The organism is Amycolatopsis sp. NPDC003676 (genome assembly GCF_053587275.1).
Map to the genome: position 1 here is coordinate 14207 of NZ_JBSFNS010000079.1, position 24700 is coordinate 38906.

General features: G+C 69.9%; 23 protein-coding genes. 13 read left to right on the forward strand and 10 right to left on the reverse strand.

Going from position 1 to position 24700, the window contains the following annotated elements:
* The first annotated feature begins 7 nt into the window (after positions 1 to 7).
* Entirely contained in the window at positions 8 to 721 is a 714-nt protein-coding gene (locus tag ACWDNU_RS32580; RefSeq protein ID WP_370934228.1) for an ESX secretion-associated protein EspG, read from the forward strand.
* Positions 722 to 742: 21 nt separating this feature from the next.
* Here the strand turns inward: ACWDNU_RS32580 and ACWDNU_RS32585 are convergent, their stop codons facing one another.
* Complete coding sequence (locus tag ACWDNU_RS32585; RefSeq protein ID WP_449671705.1) at positions 743 to 1078, reverse strand: hypothetical protein; 336 nt, start codon at positions 1076 to 1078, stop codon at positions 743 to 745.
* Entirely contained in the window at positions 1075 to 1989 is a 915-nt protein-coding gene (gene mca, locus ACWDNU_RS32590) for a mycothiol conjugate amidase Mca (RefSeq protein WP_449671706.1), read from the reverse strand. Before mca ends, ACWDNU_RS32585 begins: the two co-directional genes overlap by 4 nt.
* Positions 1990 to 2184: 195 nt before the next feature.
* Here mca and ACWDNU_RS32595 point away from each other — a divergent pair, with 195 nt between their 5' ends.
* The 3 genes from ACWDNU_RS32595 (at position 2185) to ACWDNU_RS32605 (ending at position 4214) form a co-directional block, all read left to right on the forward strand.
* Positions 2185 to 2625 (forward strand): DUF4307 domain-containing protein, encoded by a 441-nt coding sequence (locus ACWDNU_RS32595; protein WP_370934226.1) that lies wholly within the window; start codon positions 2185 to 2187, stop codon positions 2623 to 2625.
* 187 nt (positions 2626 to 2812) lie between these two features.
* On the forward strand, positions 2813 to 3313 hold the full coding sequence (gene greA / locus ACWDNU_RS32600) for a transcription elongation factor GreA (protein WP_037816721.1): 501 nt from the start codon (positions 2813 to 2815) through the stop codon (positions 3311 to 3313).
* 97 nt (positions 3314 to 3410) lie between these two features.
* On the forward strand, positions 3411 to 4214 hold the full coding sequence (locus tag ACWDNU_RS32605; RefSeq protein ID WP_370934225.1) for an MBL fold metallo-hydrolase: 804 nt from the start codon (positions 3411 to 3413) through the stop codon (positions 4212 to 4214).
* Here ACWDNU_RS32605 and ACWDNU_RS32610 read toward each other — a convergent pair.
* A complete protein-coding gene (locus ACWDNU_RS32610) occupies positions 4198 to 4668 on the reverse strand; it encodes an Lrp/AsnC family transcriptional regulator (protein ID WP_009083170.1) in 471 nt (156 codons plus the stop codon). The genes ACWDNU_RS32605 and ACWDNU_RS32610 overlap by 17 nt on opposite strands.
* Before the next feature lie 121 nt (positions 4669 to 4789).
* Between ACWDNU_RS32610 and hppD the strand changes: the two genes are divergently transcribed.
* The 7 genes from hppD to ACWDNU_RS32645 all read left to right on the forward strand — a co-directional run bounded on the left by hppD (position 4790) and on the right by ACWDNU_RS32645 (position 14521).
* Positions 4790 to 5989 carry a 4-hydroxyphenylpyruvate dioxygenase gene (gene hppD, locus ACWDNU_RS32615; protein WP_037816724.1) on the forward strand — a complete coding sequence of 400 codons (1200 nt, stop codon included), beginning with the start codon at positions 4790 to 4792 and terminating at the stop codon, positions 5987 to 5989.
* Positions 5990 to 6187: 198 nt separating this feature from the next.
* Positions 6188 to 6745: a YbaB/EbfC family nucleoid-associated protein gene (locus ACWDNU_RS32620; protein WP_449671707.1), complete on the forward strand. Its 558-nt coding sequence runs from the start codon at positions 6188 to 6190 to the stop codon at positions 6743 to 6745.
* Between the two features lie 29 nt (positions 6746 to 6774).
* Positions 6775 to 7080, forward strand: coding sequence for a type VII secretion target (locus ACWDNU_RS32625; RefSeq protein ID WP_370934223.1), 306 nt, complete (start codon positions 6775 to 6777; stop codon positions 7078 to 7080).
* Positions 7080 to 11045, forward strand: a complete 3966-nt coding sequence (locus tag ACWDNU_RS32630) for a hypothetical protein (RefSeq protein WP_449671708.1) — start codon at positions 7080 to 7082, stop codon at positions 11043 to 11045. The genes ACWDNU_RS32625 and ACWDNU_RS32630 overlap by 1 nt, the downstream gene beginning before the upstream one ends.
* The gene (locus ACWDNU_RS32635; protein WP_370934221.1) at positions 11045 to 11602 is read left to right on the forward strand and encodes a hypothetical protein; all 558 of its coding nucleotides are present in this window, start codon (positions 11045 to 11047) and stop codon (positions 11600 to 11602) included. Before ACWDNU_RS32630 ends, ACWDNU_RS32635 begins: the two co-directional genes overlap by 1 nt.
* Entirely contained in the window at positions 11599 to 12483 is an 885-nt protein-coding gene (locus tag ACWDNU_RS32640) for an immunity 49 family protein (RefSeq protein WP_449671709.1), read from the forward strand. The genes ACWDNU_RS32635 and ACWDNU_RS32640 overlap by 4 nt, the downstream gene beginning before the upstream one ends.
* Before the next feature lie 40 nt (positions 12484 to 12523).
* Positions 12524 to 14521, forward strand: coding sequence for a hypothetical protein (locus ACWDNU_RS32645; RefSeq protein WP_449671710.1), 1998 nt, complete (start codon positions 12524 to 12526; stop codon positions 14519 to 14521).
* A 4-nt stretch (positions 14522 to 14525) separates the two neighbouring features.
* On the opposite strand, the gene ilvA is transcribed toward ACWDNU_RS32645, so the two are convergent.
* Positions 14526 to 15731: a threonine ammonia-lyase gene (gene ilvA, locus ACWDNU_RS32650; RefSeq protein WP_449671711.1), complete on the reverse strand. Its 1206-nt coding sequence runs from the start codon at positions 15729 to 15731 to the stop codon at positions 14526 to 14528.
* 95 nt (positions 15732 to 15826) lie between these two features.
* Between ilvA and ACWDNU_RS32655 the strand changes: the two genes are divergently transcribed.
* Complete coding sequence (locus ACWDNU_RS32655) at positions 15827 to 16102, forward strand: hypothetical protein (RefSeq protein ID WP_370934217.1); 276 nt, start codon at positions 15827 to 15829, stop codon at positions 16100 to 16102.
* Between the two features lie 489 nt (positions 16103 to 16591).
* On the opposite strand, the gene ACWDNU_RS32660 is transcribed toward ACWDNU_RS32655, so the two are convergent.
* From ACWDNU_RS32660 to ACWDNU_RS32685, 6 genes are all read right to left on the reverse strand, one after another.
* Positions 16592 to 17749: a cystathionine gamma-synthase gene (locus ACWDNU_RS32660; RefSeq protein WP_344279839.1), complete on the reverse strand. Its 1158-nt coding sequence runs from the start codon at positions 17747 to 17749 to the stop codon at positions 16592 to 16594.
* 103 nt (positions 17750 to 17852) lie between these two features.
* Positions 17853 to 18515 (reverse strand): hypothetical protein, encoded by a 663-nt coding sequence (locus tag ACWDNU_RS32665; RefSeq protein ID WP_370934216.1) that lies wholly within the window; start codon positions 18513 to 18515, stop codon positions 17853 to 17855.
* An 85-nt stretch (positions 18516 to 18600) separates the two neighbouring features.
* Complete coding sequence (locus tag ACWDNU_RS32670) at positions 18601 to 19146, reverse strand: hypothetical protein (protein WP_370934215.1); 546 nt, start codon at positions 19144 to 19146, stop codon at positions 18601 to 18603.
* Positions 19147 to 19373: 227 nt separating this feature from the next.
* Complete coding sequence (locus ACWDNU_RS32675; RefSeq protein WP_449671712.1) at positions 19374 to 20693, reverse strand: hypothetical protein; 1320 nt, start codon at positions 20691 to 20693, stop codon at positions 19374 to 19376.
* A 235-nt stretch (positions 20694 to 20928) separates the two neighbouring features.
* Positions 20929 to 22299: a cystathionine beta-synthase gene (locus ACWDNU_RS32680; RefSeq protein WP_370934213.1), complete on the reverse strand. Its 1371-nt coding sequence runs from the start codon at positions 22297 to 22299 to the stop codon at positions 20929 to 20931.
* Positions 22300 to 22332: 33 nt separating this feature from the next.
* Complete coding sequence (locus ACWDNU_RS32685; protein WP_370934212.1) at positions 22333 to 23235, reverse strand: pentapeptide repeat-containing protein; 903 nt, start codon at positions 23233 to 23235, stop codon at positions 22333 to 22335.
* Between the two features lie 120 nt (positions 23236 to 23355).
* On the opposite strand from ACWDNU_RS32685, the gene ACWDNU_RS32690 reads away from it, so the two are divergent.
* Positions 23356 to 24576, forward strand: coding sequence for an acetyl-CoA C-acetyltransferase (locus tag ACWDNU_RS32690; protein ID WP_370934205.1), 1221 nt, complete (start codon positions 23356 to 23358; stop codon positions 24574 to 24576).
* Positions 24577 to 24700: the final 124 nt, after the last annotated feature.

Here is a 24700-nt window from a genome sequence, read left to right on the forward strand (position 1 = left end):
GTCAGCGGTGCGCGCGACCGAGCTGTCCCTCGACGCCCTCCTCGGCGCGCTCCGGGACGCCGGGTTCGACGAGCCGCATCCGGTGTTCTCCGGGCGCCTCCGGTTCACCACCGAGCGGTTCGACGAAGCCGTTCGGGAAGAGCTGGCTTGGCTGGGCTTGCTCGAACACGGACGGTTCGTCGACGATTTCGAAGACGTGCTCTATGCGCTTGGCCGCGCCGACACCGAGTACGTCGCCCACGTCGAAAACCAGGACACTCGCTACGGCGTGCTGGTCGCCGTCCGGGGGCGGACCGGGGTGAAGGCGTTGTGCTCCGGCGACCGGGTACGGCTGAAGGTGCTCGACGGAACCCGCACCCCGGCCGGTGCGCTGGTCGCGAGCCTGCCGCGGTACCGGCCGGCCCAGCTGAGCGCGTTCTCCCTGCCCCAGGAGGACTTCCAGGCGGACCTCTCCGACGACCGCAGCGCCGCCGCCCGCGCGGTCGACGCGCTGTTCCAGCAGACCTGGTTCGGCGTCGGCGAGATAACCGTCGCCGTGCGCGAACCAGCCCGGCCAGGGCGCGCGGAAGCCGGGCCGCTGAGCTACCTCGACCTCACCGACGGCCGCGTCGCGTTCGAGGTGTCCGGGCCCGAGGCGAACCGGTACATCACGGTGCTGCCCGGCGAGGACAGCCTGCTCACGGACAAGATCGCCGCCCTCCGCGACGGGCTGGCCGGGTAGCTCCGGCCCGCCGCTAGGAGGTCAGTCGCTCTTCTTGGCCGCCGCCGCGTCCGGCTTCTTCTCCGCCGCCGGTGCCTCCGGCTCCTCTTCGGCCGTCTCCGCCTCGGCCGTCTCGGTCTCCGAACCGGCCTCTTCCTTGTCGAAGGACTGCGGCACCTTCTTCAGGTGCTTGCTCATCGACCGGACCAGGAAGACGACCGCGACCAGGAACAGGATCAGCACCAGCAGGCCGACCGGCGAGGACTTGCCGAAGTCCTCGCCCTGGCCGCCGTTGTCCCCGCTGTCCGGCTGCTGGGCCAGCACCAGCGCCGACGCGGTGAGCGGGACGACCGCGACGGCCGGCACACCGAAACTCATGGGCTCACCTTCTCCTTGATGCCTGCGAACAGATCGTCCTCCGGCAGCGTGCTGTCCACCAGGGAGCGATTCAGCTCGTACTCCTCAGTGGGCCACACCTCGCGCTGGATCTCCAGCGGAACGGCGAACCAGCGGCTGGTCGGGTCGATCTGCGTGGCGTGCGCCTTCAGCGCCTCGTCGCGCACCTCGAAGTATTCCCCGCACTCGATCCGGGTCGTCACCCGCTCCATGATGTCGGCGCGGTTCGGGTCCCAGGACTTGAGCCACTCCTCGTACGGCGACTCCAGCCCGGCCTCCTTGAGCGCGGTGTCGAACGCCACCATCCTGGCCTTGGAGAACCCGTGCATGTAGTACAGCTTGAGCGGCTGCCACGGCTCGCCCGCCTCCGGAAAGCGCTCCGGGTCGCCCGCCGCGTCGAAGGCCGCCATCGACACCTCGTGCGTGCGGATGTGGTCCGGGTGCGGGTAGCCGCCGTTCTCGTCGTACGTCGTGATGACGTGCGGGCGGAACTCACGGATCACGCGCACCAGGGCTTCGGTGGACTCCTCCAGCGGGATCACCGCGAACGAGCCCTCCGGCACCGGCGGCAGCGGGTCGCCCTCGGGCAGCCCGGAGTCGATGAAACCCAGCCAGCGGTGGCTCACGCCGAGGATCTTCGCCGCGCGCGCCATCTCTTCGCGGCGGATCTCGGTCATGTTCGCCAGCACGTCCGGCCGGTCCATGGCCGGGTTGAGCACGCTGCCCGCCTCGCCCCCGGTGCAGGTCACGACCATGACCTCGTGCCCGTCGGCGACGTATTTGGCCATGGTGGCGGCGCCCTTGCTCGACTCGTCGTCGGGATGGGCGTGCACCGCCATCAGGCGCAGTCGCTGCTTGCGGTCTTCTGTTGTCAGCTCGTCGGCTCCCACCATGGTCCGAACGGCCCTTTCCTGTCCTGTTATTCCGTGACACCTGGTTGCGCCGCGGTAAACCGCCCCGGCTCCGCGCCGCCGGAACGGGTCGCGGATACTCGACCAGGGTGGTGCCCCGGACCGGCCGCACTGCCTATTGTCCCCAGGGGTACGACAAGTTTGACCGGAGGCCCGGATTTGCAGAGCGGGGAGACCGTGACCGCCGAGGGCGACGCCGTGCCGGCGCGGCCCGCGGACCGGTACGGCACCGCGGGCAAGGGCAAGCCGTCGAAGCGCTGGCGGAGGTGGCTTTTCGTGGCCGTCGCGCTGGTCGTGAGCGGCGCGATCGGCTGGATCTACTACCTCAATCTCGGCAGCACCCCGATCGAGGCGGAGCGCATCGGCTTCAAAGAGCTGCCGAACGACGCGATGGAAGTCACCATCAACGTCACGCGGGACGACGACAGCAAGCCCGGCGTGTGCGTCGTCCGGGTGCGCGACAAATCCGGCGCGGAAAGCGGCCGCCGGGAGGTGCTGGTCCCCGCCGGGGCCGGCCACAGCAGGGTGAACACAGTGGTGAAGAGCATCGGAGCCCCGGTGACCTCAGACGTGTTCGGCTGCTCGTATTCCATACCACGCTATCTGTCAACCCCGTAGCGGCCAACGGAGTGAAATGCGCGGCGAGCGTCCGCGCGGCGTGAAATGGACCGGCGTCGACCTGTCCTGCCGTGATACGCTCGTACACCAGCACGGCCCCCGACGGGCCGTGTTTTTCCTTTATCTCAGCCGCGTGCGTACGCGGTGGCCGGCTTGTACACCCAAGCCTGGCAGGCCCTACGAGGAGATGGTGACCGTGAGCGACACCAAGGTGACCTGGCTGACCCAGGATGCCTACGACAGGCTCAAGCACGAGCTCGACGAAATGATCGAGAATCGTCCGGTCATCGCCGCCCGCATCAACGACAGCCGCGAAGAGGGCGACCTCAAGGAGAACGGCGGCTACCACGCGGCCCGCGAAGAGCAGGGCCAGGCCGAAGCCCGGATCCGGCACCTGCAGGAACTCCTGCGCAACGCGAAGGTCGGCGAGGCTCCGGACGACGACGGCACGGCCGGCCCCGGCAAGGTGCTCACCGTCAAGTACGACGGGGACGACGAGGAGGAGAAGTTCCTGCTCGCCACTCGCGAGGAGGGCGCCGAGGGCGCGCTCGACGTGTACTCCCCCGAATCGCCGCTCGGCAAGGCGCTGCTCGGCGCCAAGGAGGGCGAGTCCCGCGAGTACGAGCTGCCGAACGGCAAGACCATGAAGGTCACCCTGGTCAAGGCGGTGCCCTACAGCGAGTCCTGACTCGTTTCCGCCGAACGCGCGCCCGCCCGGATTTCCGTGGCCCGGCGCGCGTTCGGCGGTCTAGCGTGTCTTTCAGCAAAACCACTGGAGGACACCGATGAACACCCGACCGCTCTGCCTGACCTGCGGGACGCAATACGCCGCCCCGCGCGCGGACTGCCCGATCTGCGAGGACGAGCGCCAATACGTCCCACCGGGCGGGCAGCAGTGGACTGATCTGGCGGCGCTCCGCGCGGACGCCGACCTCAAACCGCGCGTCGAGGAGCAGGGGCCGGGCCTCATCGGCGTCGGCTCGGATCCCCGGTTCGCGATCGGCCAGCGCGCGCTGCTGGTCCGCGCGGAGAGCGGCAACTTCCTCTGGGACTGTTCCGCTTACCTCGACGACGAGCTGATCGGCAAGATCACCGAACTCGGCGGCATCACCGGCATCGCGATCAGCCATCCGCACTACTACACGACGATGGTCGAATGGGCGCACGCCTTCGACGTCCCGGTCTACCTGCACGAGAACGACCAGCAGTGGATCGGCCGTCCGGACCCGTCGATCCAGCTGTGGACCGGCACGACGCTCGACGTCTCGCCGGATCTCCAGCTGATCAACCTCGGCGTGCACTTCCCCGGCGGCACCGTCATGCACTGGCCGGCCGGCGAGGAAGGCCGCGGCGCGCTGCTGACCGGCGACATCGTGCAGGTCATCCCGGACCGTACGCACGTCGCTTTCATGTACAGCTACCCGAACCTCATCCCGGAACGGCCGAGCGTCGTACGGCACGCCGCGGAACTGTTGGAGCCGTACGCATTCGACGCGCTCTACGGTGCGTGGTGGGACGCCGTTGTGCGTACGGACGCTCATAACGTCGTACAGCGCTCCGCGAAGCGCTATCTCACGTACGTGTCCTAGCCGTTCGTTCGAGCAACGGCCGCACTCGCGGCGGCACTGGTGTCGACAACGCGATCGAAGTCGACGTACGCAAAACATCGGGCACGCCAACCACTTCGTCGATGACGCGTTGCAGATCGTCGTTGTCGCGCGCGACAAGGCGTACGAAGAGGTCGCCTTGTCCGGTGGTGGCGTGCACTTCGCACACTTCGTCGATCGCAGCCAGTGCCTCCGCGACGCCGGCGCGTTTGCCCTGCGCGATTTCCAGCACGGCGAACGCGGTGAGGCTGTATCCCATCGCGGCCAGATCGAGTTCGGGCGGGAAGCCGCCGAGGATGCCGCGTTCGGTCAGGCGGTCCAATCGCGCCTGCACGGTGCCGCGCGCGACGCCGAGCCGGCGCGCGCATTCGAGCACGCCGAGGCGCGGCGAGTCGGTGAGCAACAGCAGCAGCCGCGCGTCGAGCGAGTCAAGCACCGGTTTTCTCCCTGCGCAGGTTGTCCAAGATGACCGAGCTTCTCCAGGATAAGCTGAACACATTGTCCAGCTGAAACGGAAACCATTGCGCAGCTTGCCGGGCGCAACTCATGCTCAATGCATGACCTCCACGATGGATCCGCACGGCGCACTCGACGACGTCAGCTATGACCAGCTCCGCCAGCTCGTCGGACTGGTGGACCACGACGCCTCGACCGACCCGTTCCCGGTCAAGGCCCTCGACGCGGTGGTGTTCATCGCGGGCAACGCGACCCAGACCGCGTGGTTCTACCAGGTCGCGTTCGGCATGCAGCTGGTCGCGTACTCCGGTCCAGAGACGGGACAGCTCGACCACAAGGCCTTCGTGCTCAAGTCCGGTTCCGGACGCTTCGTGATCACCGGCGGCGTGAAGCCGGACTCCCCGCTGCTCGACCACCACCGCCGCCACGGCGACGGCGTGATCGACCTCGCCCTGGAGACCACCGACGTCGACAAGTGCATCGAGCACGCCCGCAAGGAGGGCGCGACGATCCTCGAGGAGCCGCACGACGTCTCCGACGAGCACGGCACGATCCGCCGCGCCGCCATCGCGACCTACGGCGAGACCCGGCACACCCTCATCGACCGGTCCCGCTACAACGGCGTCTACCTGCCCGGCTACGAGCCGCGCGAGGGCACCGTCAAGCGGCCCGAGGGCGCGCCGAAGCGGCTGTTCCAGGCGGTCGACCACTGCGTCGGCAACGTCGAACTCGGCAAGATGGACTACTGGGTCGACTGGTACCACCGCGTCATGGGCTTCGTGAACATGGCGGAGTTCGTCGGCGACGACATCGCCACCGACTACTCGGCGCTGATGAGCAAGGTGGTGTCGAACGGCAACCACCGGGTCAAGTTCCCGCTCAACGAGCCCGCGATCGCGAAGAAGAAGTCGCAGATCGACGAGTACCTCGAGTTCTACGAGGGCGCGGGCTGCCAGCACATCGCGTTGGCCACCAACGACATCATCGCCACCATCACCGCGATGCGCGAGGCGGGCGTCGAATTCCTCGACACCCCGGACTCGTACTACGACGACCCCGAGCTGCGCGCCCGGATCGGCAAGGTGCGCGTGCCGATCGAAACGCTGAAGGAGCACCGGATCCTGGTCGACCGCGACGAGGACGGCTACCTGCTGCAGGTCTTCACCAAGCCGATCGGCGACCGGCCCACCGTGTTCTACGAGCTCATCGAGCGGCACGGTTCGCTCGGCTTCGGCAAGGGCAACTTCAAGGCCCTGTTCGAGGCCATCGAACGGGAGCAGGAGCGCCGCGGCAACCTCTGATCCGCTTCCTCCCTTCCCCGGCCCGTCCGCGTGTTTCGCGGACGGGCCGGTTTTTATTACGGCGCGCTACCGGAAGTTCGCGTACAGTAGTCATCAACACATGGGGAACGGCGTCGCGCGGACAATTCGGAACCGCGCGGAACCGACGGGGTCGCGCGTCCGTCATTCTGGAGAAGTCACCGTGGAGAAGGGGGCCCGATGCCCGACAGCATCGACGCCAGCGAGCAGATGGTCGAGGGCTGGACGAAGCAGCTCCAGCAGACCGCTGCCCGCTATCAGGCGATGGCCGAGCGCATGCAAGGCCAAACCGTCACCGAGCGATCGAAGGACGGTGCGGTCGAGGTCACTGTGGACGCCAAGGGTCTGCTGAAGAACCTGGTGCTCGCGGACTCCGCGGCAGGCAAGAAGATGGCCGACGTCTCCGCCGAGGTGATGCGGCTCGTGCAGCGCGCGCAGGCCCGGATCCCGGAGCTGTTGCAGCAGGCCGCGGCCGAAACCGTCGGCGGCGACCAGACCACGGAAACGCTGGTGGCCGACGCGCAGCGGACGTTTCCCGCGCCGCCGGCCGAGGAAGAGGGCCAGCCCGCACCCGACCGGGTGCGCCGGTTCCTGCCGGAGGACGCCGAAGAACCAGGCGCCACGCCACCCGCGGCGCCGCCGCGCCCGGCAGCCCCGCCGCCACCGCCTCAACAGCAACGCCGCCGCCGGAGCTCGTCGGACGATGACGACGACTTCGGCGGATCGATCCTGTCCTGAGTCCAAGCCGTTCCAGGGGAAGAAAAACCATGGCACCCAGGGGTTATGAGATCGGCGGCGATCTCGAGGCGCACGCCCGTCAGCTCGACGGGATCGCGGACGGGCTGAAGCAGGCTGTCGACGCCGCGAACCAGGTCAGCATGCCCACCGACGCGTACGGCATTCTCTGCCAGCCGTTCCGGATGATGCTCGACCCGGTCGAGAACTACGGCATCACCGCACTGCAGAACACCGTCACGGCGATGGACGCGCAGGCGCAGAAGGTGCGCGACGCGGCGAAGGCGTACGACAGCTACGAAGGCGAAGCCGCCGGTTCGATGAAGGCGAGCGACTGATGCCCGACGCCAATCCGCTGGTCGTACAGTCCAAAAAGGACGGCGACGGACCGGGGCCGTTCACCGAGGGCAACGGCGACTACGGCTACGCCACCGGCATCAACATCGCCGAATCGGCGACCGACGCGTTCAAGGGAATCGCGGACGGCGACTGGGTTTCCGGCGGCCTCGGCGTGGCGAGCCTCGCCGGCGAGATCGCGGGCGCGGCGATCGACCCGTTCGGCTACCTCATGTCGTCGGTGGCGTCGTTCCTGATGGAGCACGTGCAGCCGCTGAAGGACATGCTGGACTCGGTCGCGGGCAACCCGCCGGTGATCCAGTCCTATGCCGACACCTGGGGCAACGTCGCGAAGTCGTTGCAGGAACGGCAGAAAGACCTCGAGAACGCGGTCAAGACCGGCACCGCGGAGTGGAAGGGCGACGGCGCGGACGCCTACCGGAAGTCCGCGGCGGAGGCGGTCGACGCGATCGGCGGCGCGGCGACGGTCGCGAGCGCGATCGGCACCGTCACGATGATCATGGGCCAGGTCGTCGCCTTCGTGCGCGGACTGGTGCGGCAGCTCATCGCGGATCTGGTGGGCAAGCTGATCTCCTGGGTCATGGAGGAGGTGTTCTCGCTCGGGTTCGGGACGCCGCTGGTGGTCGCGCAGGCCGTCACGGCGATCTCCAAATGGGGCGAGAAGATCAGCGAACTGCTGACGAAGCTGTGCGAGACGATGCGCCGCGTCTCGCCGCTGCTCGGCAAGCTCGCCGAGGTTTTCACGAAGATCATCAAGGTGCTGGGCAAGCTGGCCGGCAAGGTCACCGGCCTCGACGTGATCAGCACGAAGAACATCAAGGCGGGCGGCTTCTTCCACCGCGGCGGCTCCGGCGGGGGCGGCGGGGGCGGTGCGGGCGGCTCCGGCGGCGGTCACCACGGCGGCTCCGGCGAAGGCGACGCGGACCCCGGTTCGCCCTCCGGGTCGCGCCGCTCGAACGGGTCGGACGGTGCTGACGGCGACGGCCCGAACAGCAGCCACAACAGCTCGGACAGCTCCGACGCGCCCGGCGACCACTCGGGCGATTCCGGCAGCAACAACGGATCCGACAGTCCGAGCAGCGACAGTCCGTCTTCGCCGGGCGGTTCGCATTCCTCTTCGCCGGACGGCACCGGACCGTCCACAATCGACACTGCGACGTCGTCGACCCGGCGTGGTTCCGACAGTCCCGGCGGGAGCCACCACGACTCCAGCCCGTCGACGTTCGCCGGTGATTCGAGCCCGACGTCTCGCGGCGGCGGAGACAGTCCCGCGGACAGTTCTTATTCGCCGCAAAGCTCTTCGCACAGCGATGCGCCGTCCTCGGTCAGCGCGCCGCCGAGTACTTCCAGCAGCGCTCCACACTTCGGCGGGTCGTCATCGGGCGGCGGCACGCATTCCGGCGGCAGCGAGCCGAGCCCGCATCACTCGAGCAGCAGCGATTCGACGTCGGCGAGCGGGTACGCCCCGCCTCGCGCGGACGCGCCTGCTCCGCAATCCGCTCCCCCGCAACACATCCGCTCGAACGACGGGGGCGGTTCTTCGCCGAATCAGAGTCCGGCGGGCGGCGGAATTCCGCAGCAGGGCGGTGGCGGCAGCCCGACCAGCGCCCCGGCCGGCGGCGGCAGTCCGGCACCCCGGCCCAGCGGCAGCGGCTGGACCGGAACGCCGGGGACGCGCGCTCCCGACGTGGCGCCGAACCGAGTACCGGACGGCGGTCCTTCGGGTCGGCGGCCGAGCAGTGGCCCGAGCCCTTCGGACGGTGGCGGGCCGAGCCGTACTCCGGATCGTTCCGGGCCTGGGCCGCAGCGGCCCAGTGACGGCGGTTCTTCGCCGCGACCTTCGGAAGGCGGTTCGTCTCCGCAGCGCACTGGCGACTCCTCCCCGCAGCGGCCTTCCGAAGGCGGTTCGTCTCCACAGCGCACTGGCGACTCCTCCCCGCAGCGGCCCTCGGAGGGCGGCGGTGGTTCTTCGCCGCAGCGTCCGGCGGATTCGTCGAGCGGCGGCCCGCAGCGCCCCGGCGACGGCGGCGAAGCCGGGCAGCCCAAACGTCCCGGTACCGAGCCAGGTCTCGGCCGTTCGGAGCCCGCACCGACGTCCGGCGGCGGATCGCCCTCCTCGGCGAACCGCGGGTCCGGCGACGGCTCCGCACCCCCGGCCGCGGCGGCGGTCGCGACCGGTCCGGGAGGAGGCCAGCGCGGCTCGGAGGCAGGCGGTGGCGCGCGGCGTCCCGACGGCTCCCCCGAGCCCGTGGCCCGCGGCGGTGCGCGTACCGACGCGCCGGCCAAACCCGGCGAAGCCAGCGGTCCACAACGGACCGGGAAAGAATCCCCGGCGCAGAACGGCAAACCGCACGCCGACGAGTCCGGGAAGCCGAAGAACGGCGACAAGCCGGGGAACACCGAGCCGAACAAGAAGCCGGGGCAGCACGAGGACGCTGAAAGCAAGCCGGGCAACGACAAGCCCGAGCCCAAGCCGGACCACGCCGACCCGGAGCACCACGATCCGAAGCGCCCCGACTCGGACGGGTCGAACCACCACGACAACCCCGACCACGACGGCACCCCGCCGCACCACGAGGAGCCGCTGTCGCCGGACGAGGTCAACCACCGGCACGCCGAGGACACCCCGGCGGGCAGCTCGTACCACCGCAGCGACCCCGAACTCGGCGACCTGCCGCACCGCGTCCAGCCGGACCCGGACGGGCGCTACACGGTGGACGTGCACGTCACCGCGGACGGGCACGCCCGCATCGGCGACCGGCTGTACACGCCGGAAGAGTTCGCCGACATCCTGCGCCGCAACGGAAACTACGACGGCCGGCCGATCCGGCTGATCGGCTGCGACGCGGGCTCGAACGATTTCGCGCACCGGCTCTCGCGCGACCTCGACACCGAGGTGATGGCGCCGAGCAAGCCGGCGTGGACCGACTCGAACGGCCACGTCTTCTCCTCCGACTACGAGATCGGCCCCGACGGACGGATGCGGCCCCGGATCCCGCCGGACGGCGAATGGTCGGTGCACCATCCCGACGGCACGGCACACCGCGTCGGCGACGACGGTTTCGCTCCGGACGGCAAGCACCACGATCCGCACGACATCGATGCCGACAGCGCCGCCGACCGCGGGCAGCCGCCGTTCAACCAGGAAGAGCGGGACCAGGACGTGCGCGATCTCCGGCAGGAGAACCGCGACCGCCGCGCCGAGGGCCTCGACGACGTGCGAGAGCTGAACGGCAACCGCAACCCGCTCACCGACGACGTACGCCGTCCGCACGAACGGGCCCTCACCACGGCGAGGTTCCGCGACGCGAACGGCGAAACTGTCGATCTCTACAGTTTCAGCGGGAAGACCCACGACTGGGCGCCGGCGAAGGACGGCCCCGAGTGGCCCAAGTCCGAGCGGTTGTTCGGCACCAAGGACGCCGCTCCGTACCGGCCCGAACTCGGCATGCCCGACCCGGAGGGCAAGTTCGGCCGCACCCACGACTCGGAACCGAAACTGCTCGAAGAAATGGTGCGGCACAATTTCGCGTCGCGTTCCGGACTCGACCGCAGCGAAATCGACGACATCGTCAAGAAGGAAATCGAGAAATCCCGGCGCGAGGAAGCGGCGTACCTCAAGAACAACCACGAAAACATGTACCGCGAAGGACTTCGCGGCGACACGGCGCGAGCCCGGGACCGAATGGACGGCGCCCTCGAGGAAATCAACCGGCGCGGTGCGGAACGCGCGCACCAGGCAGGGAAGCCCTACACGCCGGTCACGCGCGAAGATCTCAGCGGCGACCTGCGGATGGTCGTGGACCTGCCGTCGACCAAGCGGGACATGATTCCGAACGAGTACCAGATCTGCGACTCCTGCACCGATGTTATCCTGCAGTACAAGCAGCTTTTCCCGAATGTCCGGGTCGAGGTCGTCAACCTCGCCGGTGAAAGGTTGATGTGATGACGGCGTCTCCGGGCGACGGCGCGGAACTGGTTCGCGCGATCTTCGCCGGTGCGGTCGAAGCCGGTTTGCGCGCGGAATCGGTGCGCGGCGCATCAGATGCCGAGATCGACGCGATGGCGGAAGATCAGCGCGCCCGCGCGGTGCCGACCGCGGCAAGGGAAGTGCTGCGCCTCATCGGCACGACGCACGGCTTGTGGCTGCCCGGCAGTTCGCTGGGCGTGCAAGCGGTGCGCGGCGAGGCCAAGAACCACGCCGCCGCCACCGCGAACGCGCAGAACGCCGAACTGTCCGATGTGGACGGCGCGCTGGTGCTCGCCGCGCACGGCGGGTACACCTACCACGTGGTCGACGGGGCAGACGCCGACCAGGACGATCCGCAGGTCTGGCTGCTCACCGAAAACGAGCCCGCCCGCGTCGGATGGCCCTCGGTCAGCGCGTGGTTCAAGGCCATCACGCCGGACGTCGAGCGTTACCGAGAGCGGCTGGAGATCATGCGCGAGACCGGTTCCGACTTCCTGCCGCCGTGGGCGCAGGACATCACCGCCGGCGGATGACCGTGCCGCTCGCAGACCAGCCGACGCGGGGAACCGCCGTCCCCAGGCATTCCGTCGACGTCGCAGGCGCGTGGAAGCAGATCGAGAAGCTGTCGCCGCAGGTGGCCTTCTACTTCGACTACATCACGCAGGACACCAGCGCGCTGGCGAACGTCCTGCGCCGGGAGCTGATGCTCGGGCAGTACCGCAGCGTGGTCGACCCGGACGCCGAGGACCCGGACACGTGGGGCGATCTCGCCCTCGCCGCACAGGCCGCGGCCGCCGCCTTCACCGCGGCGAACGCGCCGGAAGGCCAGGAGGTCGACGCGGTGATCGGCCGTCCGCGGCGCTTCGCCGCCACCGGCCCCACCGAACGCACGGATCCGGGCGCGTGGCTGACCGCGGCGTGGCTCGCCGTGATCCAGCGGGACGACGTGCTGATCCAGCAGCTGGCCGCGGTGCCGCTCGACGTGCTGCGCGCCTCGGGCATCGAGCATGACGCCTACATGTACCCGTGGGTCGAGACGCTGCAGACCTTCCTCGCGCACCGCGAGGTCACCCCGGAGATGTTCCTGCCCGCGATGGACGGCACCGACCCGGACACCGCGCAGTACACGCCGCCCGCGGCGATGCTGCAGCTCGTGTACCCGCCGATCCGGATGTTCTACTACGTGCTGCGCCGGGACACGGAGAAGTTCGCCGAAGCGTTCGTCGCCGCGCTGGAACGGCACCGCGAATACTGGACCGCCGAGGACCGCGCCGACGATCCCGGCGGGTTCCTCGCGCTGGCCCCGCTCGCGGTGGCCGTGCTCGCCCGTTCAGTGGGAATGACCTTCGACGTGCAATCCGGTTACACGCCGGCCAACCTGCTCGCGGGCATCCGCCCGCCGCGGAACAGGTGATCGAAATGACGCGTCCGCCCGGCGAGGAGCCGCAGAAACCATGACCCGGCCACCGGAGCCGCACACTCCTGCCCAGCAGCAGGAGCTCGTCCAGCAGATCGGCCAGGCGGCCGCTGCCGCGCTGCCCGCTGGCTGGCAGCAGCTGCAGGTCGTCTGCCGCGCCGCGGGACGGCACGTGGAAGTGGACGTCAACGTGCTCGCCCCGGACAACCGGACCTACCCGGTCCAGCCGCATCCGGAACTGCCGCGGCTGTTCGGCGCGCTGCGCACCGGGATGTACCAGCCGGGCCGGGGCACGTGGCTGAGCGCGACCCTGGTGTTCTCACCGCAGCGGCCGCCGTTCGCGGACTACCAGCCGGACGTCGAACCGCGCTGGCGGCAAGTGCCACCGCCGATCGGCTTCCAGGACGAACTGCGCTTCTTCCCGCGCGAGGACCGGTTCGTGCCACCGTGGCTGCGGCAACGGGCCGGTGCGGTTCCTCTTCCGCCGGTGCCTGGCACTGCCACGCCGGTGCCCGGCTCTGCCGCGCCGGTGCCTGGCGCTGCTCCGCCTGGTGCCGGACAGCCGGTTCCGCCGCACGTGCCCGGCTCCGGCCCGGCGGTTCCTCCGCCATTGCCGGACGCGGGGCAGGTACCGCCGCCGTTGCCGGGCGCGGAAAATCCGGTCCCCTCGACTGGAACCGCTACGCCTCCGCCGCTGCCTGGTGCGGAACAACCTGCGGGCGCTCCGCAATCTGTTCCCGGGGGCGAACCCAGCACGCCACCGCCGCTGCCCAGCGCCGAACAACCTGCAGACTCTGTCCCCGAGCTCCCCGTGGACGAGCCGAGCACGTCTCCTCCGCCGCCCAGTGCAGAGCAGGCCGCAGACACTGCGCAGCCTGTTCCCGCGCTTCCCACGGACGAGGCCGCGACGGCTCCCCCGCTGCCCAGTGCGGAACAGCCTGCAGAGCCCGCGGACTCTGTCCCCGAACTCCCTGTCGACGAGCCCAACACGTCTCCTCCGTTGCCCGACGCGGAGCAGCCTGTCTCCCCGTCCCTCGCGGAGACAGCGGCTACTACCCCGGCATCCGTCGGCGACGAGGCGCAGTCCGAGCCCAGCGAAGTCGCGGCGGGCGAGATCGCTGCCGAAGCCTCCGAGCCGGAAGCAGCACCTGCCGAGGCCCCCGCGAATGATGCTTCCGAGCCGGAAGTCGTTGTGTCCCAAGGGCAACCGGCAGGCGAGCTGCGCACTCCGCGCATCTACGACGGGTTCGACAAGGCGGGGAATCCGGTCGTCGAGCGGGAAGCGTTGTCGCCCGAGGAGCGCGAGCGAGTGCTCGGCTATCTCAACAACGCGCCGGTCATCCTGGCGTCCCGCAGCAACGACACGGACGCCTTCGATCCGTCCCGCACGGACGCTGTTCCGCTGAATTTCCGCACCGACGGCAGCTGGGTGTGGCCCGGCGCGGTCGGCTATTACCTGCGCGAGCACGGGATTTCGCCGGATCCCGAGCTGGTCGAGCACATCCGGGCAGCCGGATACACCGTGCCGGAAGTGGACGAGGCCACGCAGCAACGGATGCTGGCGGCGATGACCAGCCCGCCCGCCGAGGAGAGCCGTCCGGAACCGCAGAGTGCGCCGCGGGATCCCGATGAGCTGGTGAGCGAGATCGCGACGGCACTCGCCGCGGCGGCTCCGCAGGGGTGGCAGCAGATCGTCTTCGACTTCATGGCGCTGGGCAGGCACGCGAACCTCGCCTGCGGCGCGCGGATGGCCGACGGCAGCACGCAGCAGGTGCCCGTCGCGCGGGAGCTGTCGAAGCCGTTGGCTCAGCTGCGGCGCAGCAAGTACGTCCAAGGCCGAGGTACCTGGTACACGCTCTCGCTGGTCATCGACCCGCCGTCAAGTTACCAGGCCAGCTTCGACGAGGACGACGAACCGGCCTTCCACACGCCTCCCCGGCCCGAGGACTACGCGCTGGACCAGGAGCTTTACCCGCGCGACGAGGACTACCTGCCGCTGTGGTTCAGCCTCCGCCTTCCGGAGAGTCCACAGTAGACACTCAGGGGACGATCGTGAACCCGGCGTCGGCGAGGGCGGCTTCGACGTCCTTGCAGTGCTCCGGGCCGCGGGTTTCCAGGGCAAGGGCGACGTCCACCTCGCCGAGCGCCAGGCTGCCGGAAATGCGGGAGTGCTCGACGTCGAGGACGTTCGCGCCCAGCTCCTTCACGCACGACAGCACCGAAACCAGCGAGCCCGGACGGTCCGGCACCCGCAGGTGCAGCTTCAGGTAACGGCCGCCGGCGGTCATGCCGTGCTGGATGATCTGTTGCAGCAGAACGGGATCCACGTTGCCGCCGGAGAGAATCGCCACCACCGGCGGTTCGAACGCGCCGGGGTGCTGCAGGAGCGCGGCCATTGACGCGGCACCCGCCGGTTCCACGACCAGCTTTCGTCGCTCCAGGCACAGCAATACCGCGCGCGACAAGGATTCCTCGGTGACCGTCACGACGTCGTCGACCAGCGACTGGACGTGCGCGTAACTGATCTTGCCCGGCTCGCCGACCGCGATGCCGTCCGCCATCGTGTGCACCTCGCGCAGCCGGACCGGCGCACCGGCCTCCAGCGAGGACGGATACGCGGCGGCGTCTTCGGCCTGCACGCCGATCACGCGGATCTCCGGGTGCAGTGCCTTCACCGCCGCTCCGACCCCGCCGACCAGCCCGCCGCCGCCCGTCGGGACGAGGATCGTTTTCACGCCCGGCACCTGTTCGAGAATCTCCAGGCCCACGGTGCCCTGACCAGCGATGACATCGGCATGGTCGAACGGGTGGATGAAGACCGCGCCGGTGCGCTCCGAGAACGCGATGGCTTCGGCGAGGGTTTCGTCGACGACGGCGCCGTGAAGATGGACCTCCGCGCCGTAACCGCGAGTCGCGGCGAGTTTCGGCAGCGGAGCGCGCAGCGGCATGAAGACAGTCGAGGAAATGCCGAGCAGCGACGACGCCAGAGCGACCCCCTGCGCGTGGTTGCCGGCACTGGCCGCGACGACACCGCGCGCGCGTTCCTCGGCGGTCAGGCCGTGGATGCGGGTATAGGCGCCGCGGATCTTGAAAGAGCCGGTGCGCTGCAGGTTCTCGCACTTGAGGTACACCGGGCCGCCGTGCAGCCGGCGCAGGTCGCGGGCGTGCTCCATCGGCGTGACGCGGGTGATGCCCTCGAGAAGCTTCCGAGCTTCCTGGATGCGCTCGACGCTGACCAGTTCCATGGCGCCGATGATGCCACCGACGGACGGCCGGGGTGCGCCGCCCGCCGGACCGGTACCCTGATAACGGCAGCCACACATGATCAGGGAGTGCGACCATGGCACGCGCGCAGCACGGGACCACCTCCCGGGCCAAGTCCCGAGCCCAGTCCCGCACTGGTCTGCTGCCGCTCGCCGCGGGCATTCTCTCCGCGGTGGCCCTCACCGGCGCCGCCTTCGCGACGGTCGAAGCGGCCGCCTGCACCGGCCCCGCCCAGTACATCCGGCACGACAACCACATCGAACTGGTCGGCGGCTGCGTGAACGGCAGCGAACTCCCGGCCACGACCGGGACCCGGCAGGCCAATGCGATGCGGGAGAACAGCAAGCCCTGACCCTGGCTGAGGTTTCGGCTGGCGGTGCTTGGGCTCGCCGAGCGTGTCAGGCGAGACGGGGAAGTTGTTCGCGGGAATGGCGATTAGCGGGATTCGCCCGCTGAAGTGCCCGGGAACGGGCAAGAACTCCGGGCGGCAGCGGTTGGCCGATGCGGCTGAGCCGAAGCCGCGCACCGGATTGCGCATGAGGGACCGCTTCAACCGCGGTCCGCAGCGCGTGCCGGTGAAGGTTGAGTTCGAGTGCCAGCCCCGTGTCGGCCAGCATCGGCACGAGCGCACGGGCTTCTGGCGGGGTAGCGGAGTCGCCTGACAGCGGGCAAGAACTCCGTCCGGCAAGCGGCTTTCGGCCAAGCAACCCCAGTCGGGGCCATTCGCTGGACTCCGGGTTCACCAAAGCGGATTCGGCTGCCGTTCAGCACGAACCCCGGTCATCCCAGCCAGGAACGGGGCACCGGAAACCAGCCGGTGCCCCGCCCAGGCAAGAAAAGATCAGCCCAGCGCCTGCGTAAGGTCGGCCACCAGATCGCGCCCGTCCTCGATGCCGACCGAAAGCCGGATCAAGTCCTCCGGGACCTCGAGGGTCGAGCCTGCCGTCGAGGCGTGCGTCATCTTCCCGGGGTGCTCGATCAGGCTTTCGATCCCGCCGAGCGACTCCGCCAGCACGAACAGCTTCGTGCGGGACGCGACTTCCAGTGCGGCTTCCTCGCCACCCGCGACGCGGAAGGACACCATTCCGCCGAAGCGGCGCATCTGCTTCGCCGCCACCTCGTGGCCGGGGTGTTCCGGGAGGCCGGGGTAGTAGACCTTGGTGACCTTCGGGTGCTTCGCCAACGTGCGGGCGACCAGGTCCGCGTTGTCGCTGTGCCGCTCCATCCGCAGGGCCAGCGTCTTGAGACCGCGCAGGGTGAGCCACGCGTCGAACGGGCCGGGGACGGCACCGGCGGCGTTGCGCAGGTAGAAAAGCTGCTCGCGCAGTTCGTCTTCATTGGTGACGACCGCACCGCCGACGACGTCCGAGTGGCCGCCCAGGTACTTGGTGGTCGAGTGCACCACGATGTCCGCGCCAAGGGCCAGCGGGGTTTGCAGGTATGGCGTCGCGAAGGTGTTGTCCACGACCAGGCGGGCGCCCGCGTCGTGAGCGGCACCGGCGAGCGCGGCGATGTCGGCGATGCCCAGCAGCGGGTTGGTCGGCGACTCGCACCAGATCAGCTTGGTTTCCGGGCGCATCGCGGCCCGTACGTCGTCGATGCGGCTCAGGTCGGCGACCGTGTGCTCGACGCCCCACAGGCTGAGCACCTTGTCGATCAGCCGGAACGTGCCGCCGTACGCGTCGTTGCCCAGGACCAGGTGGTCGCCGGGGCGCAGGACTGTGCGGAGCACCGCATCCGAAGCTGCCATGCCGGACGCGAAGGCCAGCGTGTGGCGGGCTCCTTCGAGCGAGGCGAGGGCTTCCTCCAACGCGGTCCGCGTGGGGTTCGCGGTGCGCGAGTACTCGTAGCCGCCCTCGCGGGTGCCGCCCACGCCGTCCTGCGCGTACGTGGACGTTTGGTAAATCGGCACGATGACGGCACCCGTGCGGGGATCGGGCTGCTGCCCGGCGTGGATCGCGCGTGTTTCAAAACCCAGGACGGAGTAGTCGTCGGCCATGGTTCCCAGGGTACGGGGCACCCCCGACAATCCCATCAGCTGGGAGGCAACTCACCATGCGGGAGAGGCTGCCGGTACAAACTCGCACCGGCAGCCCCGCGGGTCACCAGCTCTGCGGCGGCGGGTACGCGCCCTGCTGAGCGGGCGCGCCCGGACGGTAGTTGACCCAGTCGGCGGTCGGCTTCACGATCGCCAGCACCAGGGTCGCGATCGGCGGGATCAGCCGGGCCAGTGCACCGCCGATGCTCTCGCCGAGGAACTGCGCGCTGTTGCTGTGGAAACCCGACGTCGCGGCCGAGAAGATGATGACCGACACGACCCCGAACGCGATCGTCAGCCCGCAGCCGATGATCGTGCACAGCCGAGCGGACGGCTTGTGCAGGAACAGGCCGACGCCGCCGTAGAACAGCAGGCCGACCAGCACCGCGTTGACGACCAGCGTCAGGTAGAGCTGCCAGAGCAGCACGTGGACGCTCGAGACCAGCACGACCGAGCCGATGACCGCGAGCACCGCGAAAACGCCGCCGATGATCGCGAGAATCCCCGCGATGATCGCCGTCGCGCCGTTCGGCTTCTGCTGATAAACACCAGGCCCGCCGGGGTAAGCCGGGTACGGCTGGCCCGCGGCAGGCGGAGCGAACGGCTGCTGCGGCGCGCCCGGGTACGGCTGGGCCGGCGTCGGCTGGCTCGCCGGGTACGGCTGCCCGGGGAACGGGCCGCTCTGCGGCTGCTGGGGCTGGCCCTGCGGGTTCTGGGGGTAGGTCACGGGGAGTCCTCGGTATATCTGTTCCCGCCGGGCGGCGGGTGGAATGCCTGTATGGTGCCAGGCTCGTCCCGTTTTCGGGGCGGAATTACCACTGTCGCGAGGGTGACGAAGCAGGCACCACGGGTACGCGATAACGCAGGTAGCCGAAGGTCCGCGGCAACCCCGCCAGCACGAGCACCAGCAGCACCGCGGCCGCCAGCGCGACGCGGTCGAGCGCGGCGAAATTCTCGAAGCGCAGCAGCGTCCGGAAGTAGTGGACGTACGCCGGGGAACCGCCGAGCGCCGGCTCCAGCAGAAGCGCGCCGAGTGCGAGCAACGCGCCCGCGATAAGCAGTACCGCGCCCGCTGTCGCACGGAAAAAGGTCGCGATCGCACCGAGCAGCAAGACCAGCGAAGCGCCTAGGTACGCGGCGAGATCGGCGAGCGTTAACGGGGAAAGATCACCGAGGCTGAAGCCGGACGGAATGTCGAGGAACAGCCTCGCCGGAAGATAGCCCGACGTCGCGGCGGCGATCAGCCCGAACAGCCCGGCGGCGATCGCGGTGCTCCCGTTCGGCCGGTACGGCACCGGATCCGCCACGGGAGATTCCCGTTCCCGCTGCCGTGCCGGAAGTCCGTGCAGGCCGCTCACGGGAGGTCCCCCTCGGGATGGGAAGGCGATTCGGACGGCGCTCACCCTAGCCCGGAAATGCGCGGTTGGGGACCGGCACGAGCGCATGTGCGCCGCAATTCCCCCGGCTGCCGGAACGGCCGGGAAAAGGCCACCACCTTTCCCGGAATCCCGCGAAAAACGGACCGGAAACGACGAAGGGCGCCGCCGTCGTGAGACGGAGGCGCCCTTCGCGGAAATTCAGCGGCTCACCACTGCTGCGGCGGCTGCTGGCCCGGCTGGCCGTACCCGGGAGGAGGCTGCTGCCCCGGCGGCGGGTACTGGCCCGGCTGGCCGAAACCGCCCGGCTGCTGCGGCGGCTGGCCGTAACCCGGCTGCTGGCCCGGCTGGCCGTAGCCAGGAGGCGGCTGCTGCCCGAAGCCCGGCTGCGGGTTCGCGCCGCTGCCCGGGTTCGGCCCGCCCGGCTGCGGGAAGCCCCCGCTGCCCGGGTTGGGTCCGCCCGGAGGCGGGAAGCCGCCCGGCTGCTGCTGGCCGAAGCCCGGCTGTCCGCCGCCGAAACCGCCCGGCTGCTGCGGTCCGCCAGGTCCGCCCGGCCCGCCGGGGCCGCCCGAGGACGAGCCGAGGCCGACGTACTGCGAGGTCGCCGGGATGATCGCGACCACGCCGACGATCAGGATGATGATGCCGAGGATCAGCGTCAGCATGCCGCCGCCGCTCGTCGCGCTGGAACCCGCGCCGCCGTACTTGTCGGCGAAGGAGCTGCTGACCGACGTCCCGGACTTCGCCAGGATCGAGAACAGCAGCAACAGCACGCCGCCGACCAGCACCGCGATCGGAGCGAGCTTGCGCATCACGGCCGCCCGCGAGGCCATCGCCAGCGCGACGCCGCCCGCGAGCGCGACCACCGCGCCGACCAGGATCATGATCACGTACAGCCAGAGCGTGCCCGGCGAAGCGAGACCGGCCTCGTCGAACAGCTTCTGGTACCGGCTCGAGCTGTCGTACAGCTTCGAGTAGTCGCTGGTGTCGCTCATGTAGCTGAACGAGACGATCAGCGCGATCAGGCCGAGGACCGCGACGACGCCGCCGGCGATGTAGCCGTACAGCGCGTTGCCGCCGCCGCTCGAGGGCGCGGCGGACGCGCCGAACGGAGCGGGCTGGCCGAAGCCCGGCTGCCCGGGCTGGCCGAACGCGCCCTGCGGCGGAGCGCCGAAGCCGCCCTGGTCGTATCCGCCCGGCTGGCCGAAGCCCTGCGGCGGCTGGCCCGGCTGACCCGGCTGCCCGGGCTGACCCGGCTGGCCGAAGCCCTGCGGGGCGCCGAACCCGGCGACCGCGGCCGGGTTGTCCGCGGCGCTCGGCGGCGGGGCGTACGGGATGTTCTGCGGCTGCTGGCTCGGCGGGACGAGCTGCGTCGACTCGGCGTTGCCCTCGGCGCTCACGGGGTTGACCACCTGGGTGGCGTTCGCGTCGGCCGGCTGTCCCGGCTGCACGACCTGCGTCGGTTCCGGGGTGTCGCCGAACGCGCCGCCGCCGTGGGACGGCTGCTGCGGCTGGCCCGGCTGGACCACCTGGGTCGGCTCCGACGCGCCGAAGGGACTGTCCTGCTGCGGTGTAGGACCACTCGACGGGCCCTGCGGCGGCTGCTGTCCGCCGTCCCAGGGCTGGTTCGGTGGCTGCGGAGCACTCATGTGGGTCTTGAACCCCCTTGACGAGGACGCGAAAAAGTTCTATTCGGCCGTAACGCTATCGGATGCCCGGCCGGGACGCGCGCAGACGCCCCGGCCGGCAGCCGTGAGGTTAGCCCTATCGGCCCGCGAGGAACGCGAGCAAATCGTGCCTGGTGACGACGCCCGCCGGCTTGCCGTCGATCAGCACCAGCGCGCCGTCGGCCCCTTCGAGCGCCTTCATCGCGGCGCTCACCTGCTCGCCGGCCCCGATCGTCGGCAGCGGCGGCGACATGTGCGTCTCCAGCCGGTCGGCGAGCTGGGCCTTGCCGGTGAACAGCGCGTCGAGCAGGTCGCGCTCGTTGACCGCGCCGACCACCTCGGCCGCCATGACCGGCGGTTCGGCGCTGACCACGGGCATCTGGCTCACGCCGAATTCCGACAGGATGGCCACCGCCTCGGCGACCGTCTCGTTCGGGTGCGAGTGCACGAGGCTGGGCAGCGCGCCGGACTTGCGGGTGAGCACGTCGCCGACGGTCGCGCCGGAGGAGTCCGGCGGAAGGAAGCCGTAGGACGACATCCAGGCGTCGTTGAAGACCTTGGTGAGGTAGCCGCGGCCGCCGTCGGGCAGCAGCACGACCACGACGTCGTCCTCGGTCAGTCCCTCGGCCAGCTTCAGCGCGGCGGCCACGGCCATCCCGCACGAACCGCCGACCAGCAGGCCTTCCTCGGTCGCGAGCCGGCGCGTGGTCTCGAACGAGTGCGCGTCGCTGATCGGGATGATCTGGTCGGCGACGTTCCGGTCGTAGGTTTCCGGCCAGAAGTCCTCGCCGACGCCCTCGACCAGGTACGGCCGCCCGCTGCCGCCGGAGTACACCGAGCCCTCGGGATCAGCCCCGACGACCTGGACGCGGCCGTCGCTGACCTCCTTCAGGAACTTGCCGGTGCCGGAGATCGTGCCGCCGGTGCCGACGCCCGCGACGAAGTGCGTGATCTTGCCGTCGGTCTGCTTCCAGATCTCCGGGCCGGTGGAGTGGTAGTGGCTGGCCGGGTTCTCCGGGTTGGCGTACTGGTTGGGCTTCCACGCGCCCTCGATCTCGCGCACGAGCCGGTCGGACACGTTGTAGTACGAGTCGGGGTGCTCGGGCGCGACCGCGGTGGGGCACACGACGACGCGGGCGCCGTACGCGCGCAGCACGTTGCGCTTGTCCTCGCTCACCTTGTCCGGGCAGACGAACACGCACTGGTAGCCCTTGCGCTGGGCGACCATGGCGAGCCCGACCCCGGTGTTGCCCGAGGTGGGCTCCACGATCGTGCCGCCGGGCCGCAGCTCTCCGGAGGCCTCGGCGGCCTCGATCATCCGCAGCGCGATCCGGTCCTTCACGCTGCCGCCCGGGTTGACGTACTCGACCTTGGCGAGCACGAGCGGCTTGAGCCCCTTGGCCAGCGAGTTCAGCTTGACCAGCGGGGTGTTGCCGACGAGGTCCACGATGTGTTCTGCGTACTCCACGCGACCAGCCTAAACAGACGGGTGCCGGACCGGCTAGCGCGGGACCAGTCGGAGCCAGCCGTCGTTGCCGGGTTCCTCCGCCCATCCGGCGGGCCAGCCGCGGCGGTATCCGGGCTTCGCGAGGGCTCCGGCCAGCCGGACTTGCGCGTCCTCGGCGAATTCCGCGTGCTGGTGAAACTTCGCGCCGCGGAATGCGTCGCGTTCGCCGCCGATGACTACGCCGCGGAAGTCCGCGCGTTTCTCGAAGGTCGCTTCGGTGAAATCCGCTTTGGTGCGGAATTCGGTGTGACAAAAGGTTGATTCTTCGGTGAACGTGGTTTCGTGGCAGACGATGGAACGGATCCGGCAGTAGGTGAGGGTCAGCTCGACGAGCCGCGCACCGGAGAAGTCGAGATCGATGTCCGGCCAGTACGACCCGGTCGGCTCCTCGCCGCTGCCCGGGCGCAGGTGCAGCATCAGGATCCGCTGCGCGGCCTTGCGCACCTGGACCTCTTCGAGGGTGCCGTCCAACGGCATCCGCAGGTACGCGCAGACGACGTTGACGATGGTCTGCCGCTGGTCCGCGTAGTCCTGGGCCAGTCGTTCGAGCGCGTACAGCCCGGCCAGCCGGACCGGGGCCTTGTCGCTGCCAAGCTGGTCGGCGGCCTTGCCGTACATGTCGGTGATCCGGCGCTGGGTGGCGTCGTGGTCCTTCTGTTCCAGATCCAGTTCCGCGGACCGCTGCCGCCGCGCCGCGAGCAGGAGCGCGGCCGCACCGCCGGTCCCGACGACGATGCTCGAGGCCGTGCGCAACGCGTCGAGCCGCGACGAATCCGCCGGGGTGCCGCCGCCGAGCAGCCACAGCAGCAACGCCGCCGCGACCGCCGCGAGCAGCACGATGCCGGTCCCCCACCACGCGATCGTGCGCGTGGACAACACCCGGTTGCGCTCTGTCACGGCGGAAATCCTCCCACGGGAGCAGGGTGGTGCATGTCGCCTTCGGCTTTCGGACGGACGCCGGAGGCGGCAAGATGGTGAGCAACCGCTTAGTGCCGCCGACCCGAGGATGTGTCTGTCATGCCCGAAGCCGTCATCGTCTCCACCGCCCGCTCCCCGATCGGCCGCGCCGGGAAGGGCTCTTTGGTCGGGATGCGCCCCGACGACCTCGCCGTGCAGATGGTGCGCGCGGCACTGGACAAGGTGCCCCAGCTGGACCCGGCCGACATCGACGACCTGATGCTCGGCTGCGGGCTCCCCGGCGGCGAGTCCGGCTTCAACATGGGCCGCGCGGTGGCCGTCGAGCTCGGCTACGACCACCTGCCCGGCTGCACGATCACCCGGTACTGCTCCTCCAGCTTGCAGACCACCCGGATGGCGCTGCACGCGATCAAGGCGGGCGAGGGCGACGTCTTCATCTCCGCGGGCGTCGAGGCCGTGTCGCGGTTCGCGAAGGGCAGCTCCGACTCCTGGCCGGACACGCACAACCCGCTGTTCGCCGACGCCGAGGCGCGCACCAAGGCGACCGCCGAGTCCGGTGCGGACAGTTGGCAGGACCCGCGCGAGAACGGGCAGCTGCCGGACGTCTACATCGCGATGGGCCAGACCGCGGAGAACCTCGCGCGGCTCAAGGGCATCACCCGCGAGGAGATGGACGAGTTCGGCGTCCGGTCGCAGAACCTCGCCGAGAAGGCCATCGCGGACGGCTTCTGGGCCAAGGACATCACGCCGGTCACGCTGCCCGACGGCACGGTCGTCTCGAAGGACGACGGGCCGCGCGCGGGCGTCACGATCGAGGGCGTGTCCGGACTGAAGCCGGTCTTCCGCCCCGACGGCCGGATCACCGCCGGCAACTGCTGCCCGCTCAACGACGGCGCGGCGGCGGTCGTGATCATGTCCGACACGAAGGCGCGCGAGCTGGGCCTGACGCCGCTGGCGCGCGTCGTGTCCACCGGCGTCACCGGGCTGTCGCCGGAGATCATGGGCTACGGTCCGGTCGAGGCGTCGAAGCAGGCGCTGTCCCGCGCCGGACTGTCCATTTCGGACATCGACCTCGTCGAGATCAACGAGGCGTTCGCCGCGCAGGTCATCCCGTCCTACCGCGACCTGGGCATCGACCTCGACCGGCTGAACGTCAACGGCGGCGCGATCGCGGTCGGCCACCCGTTCGGCATGACCGGCGCGCGGATCACCTCGACGCTGATCAACTCCCTGCAGCACCACGACAAGCAGTTCGGCCTCGAGACGATGTGCGTCGGCGGCGGACAGGGCATGGCGATGGTTCTGGAGCGGCTTTCCTGAATCCTCGGCCCGGCCACGGCCTGGCTCAGCTCCCGGAAAAGTACGTGAGGGGAACCCTGAGGGAATCTGATTCCCTCAGGGTTCCCCTCACGTACTTCGGGGGTGCGTTTCCGCCTGAGCAACG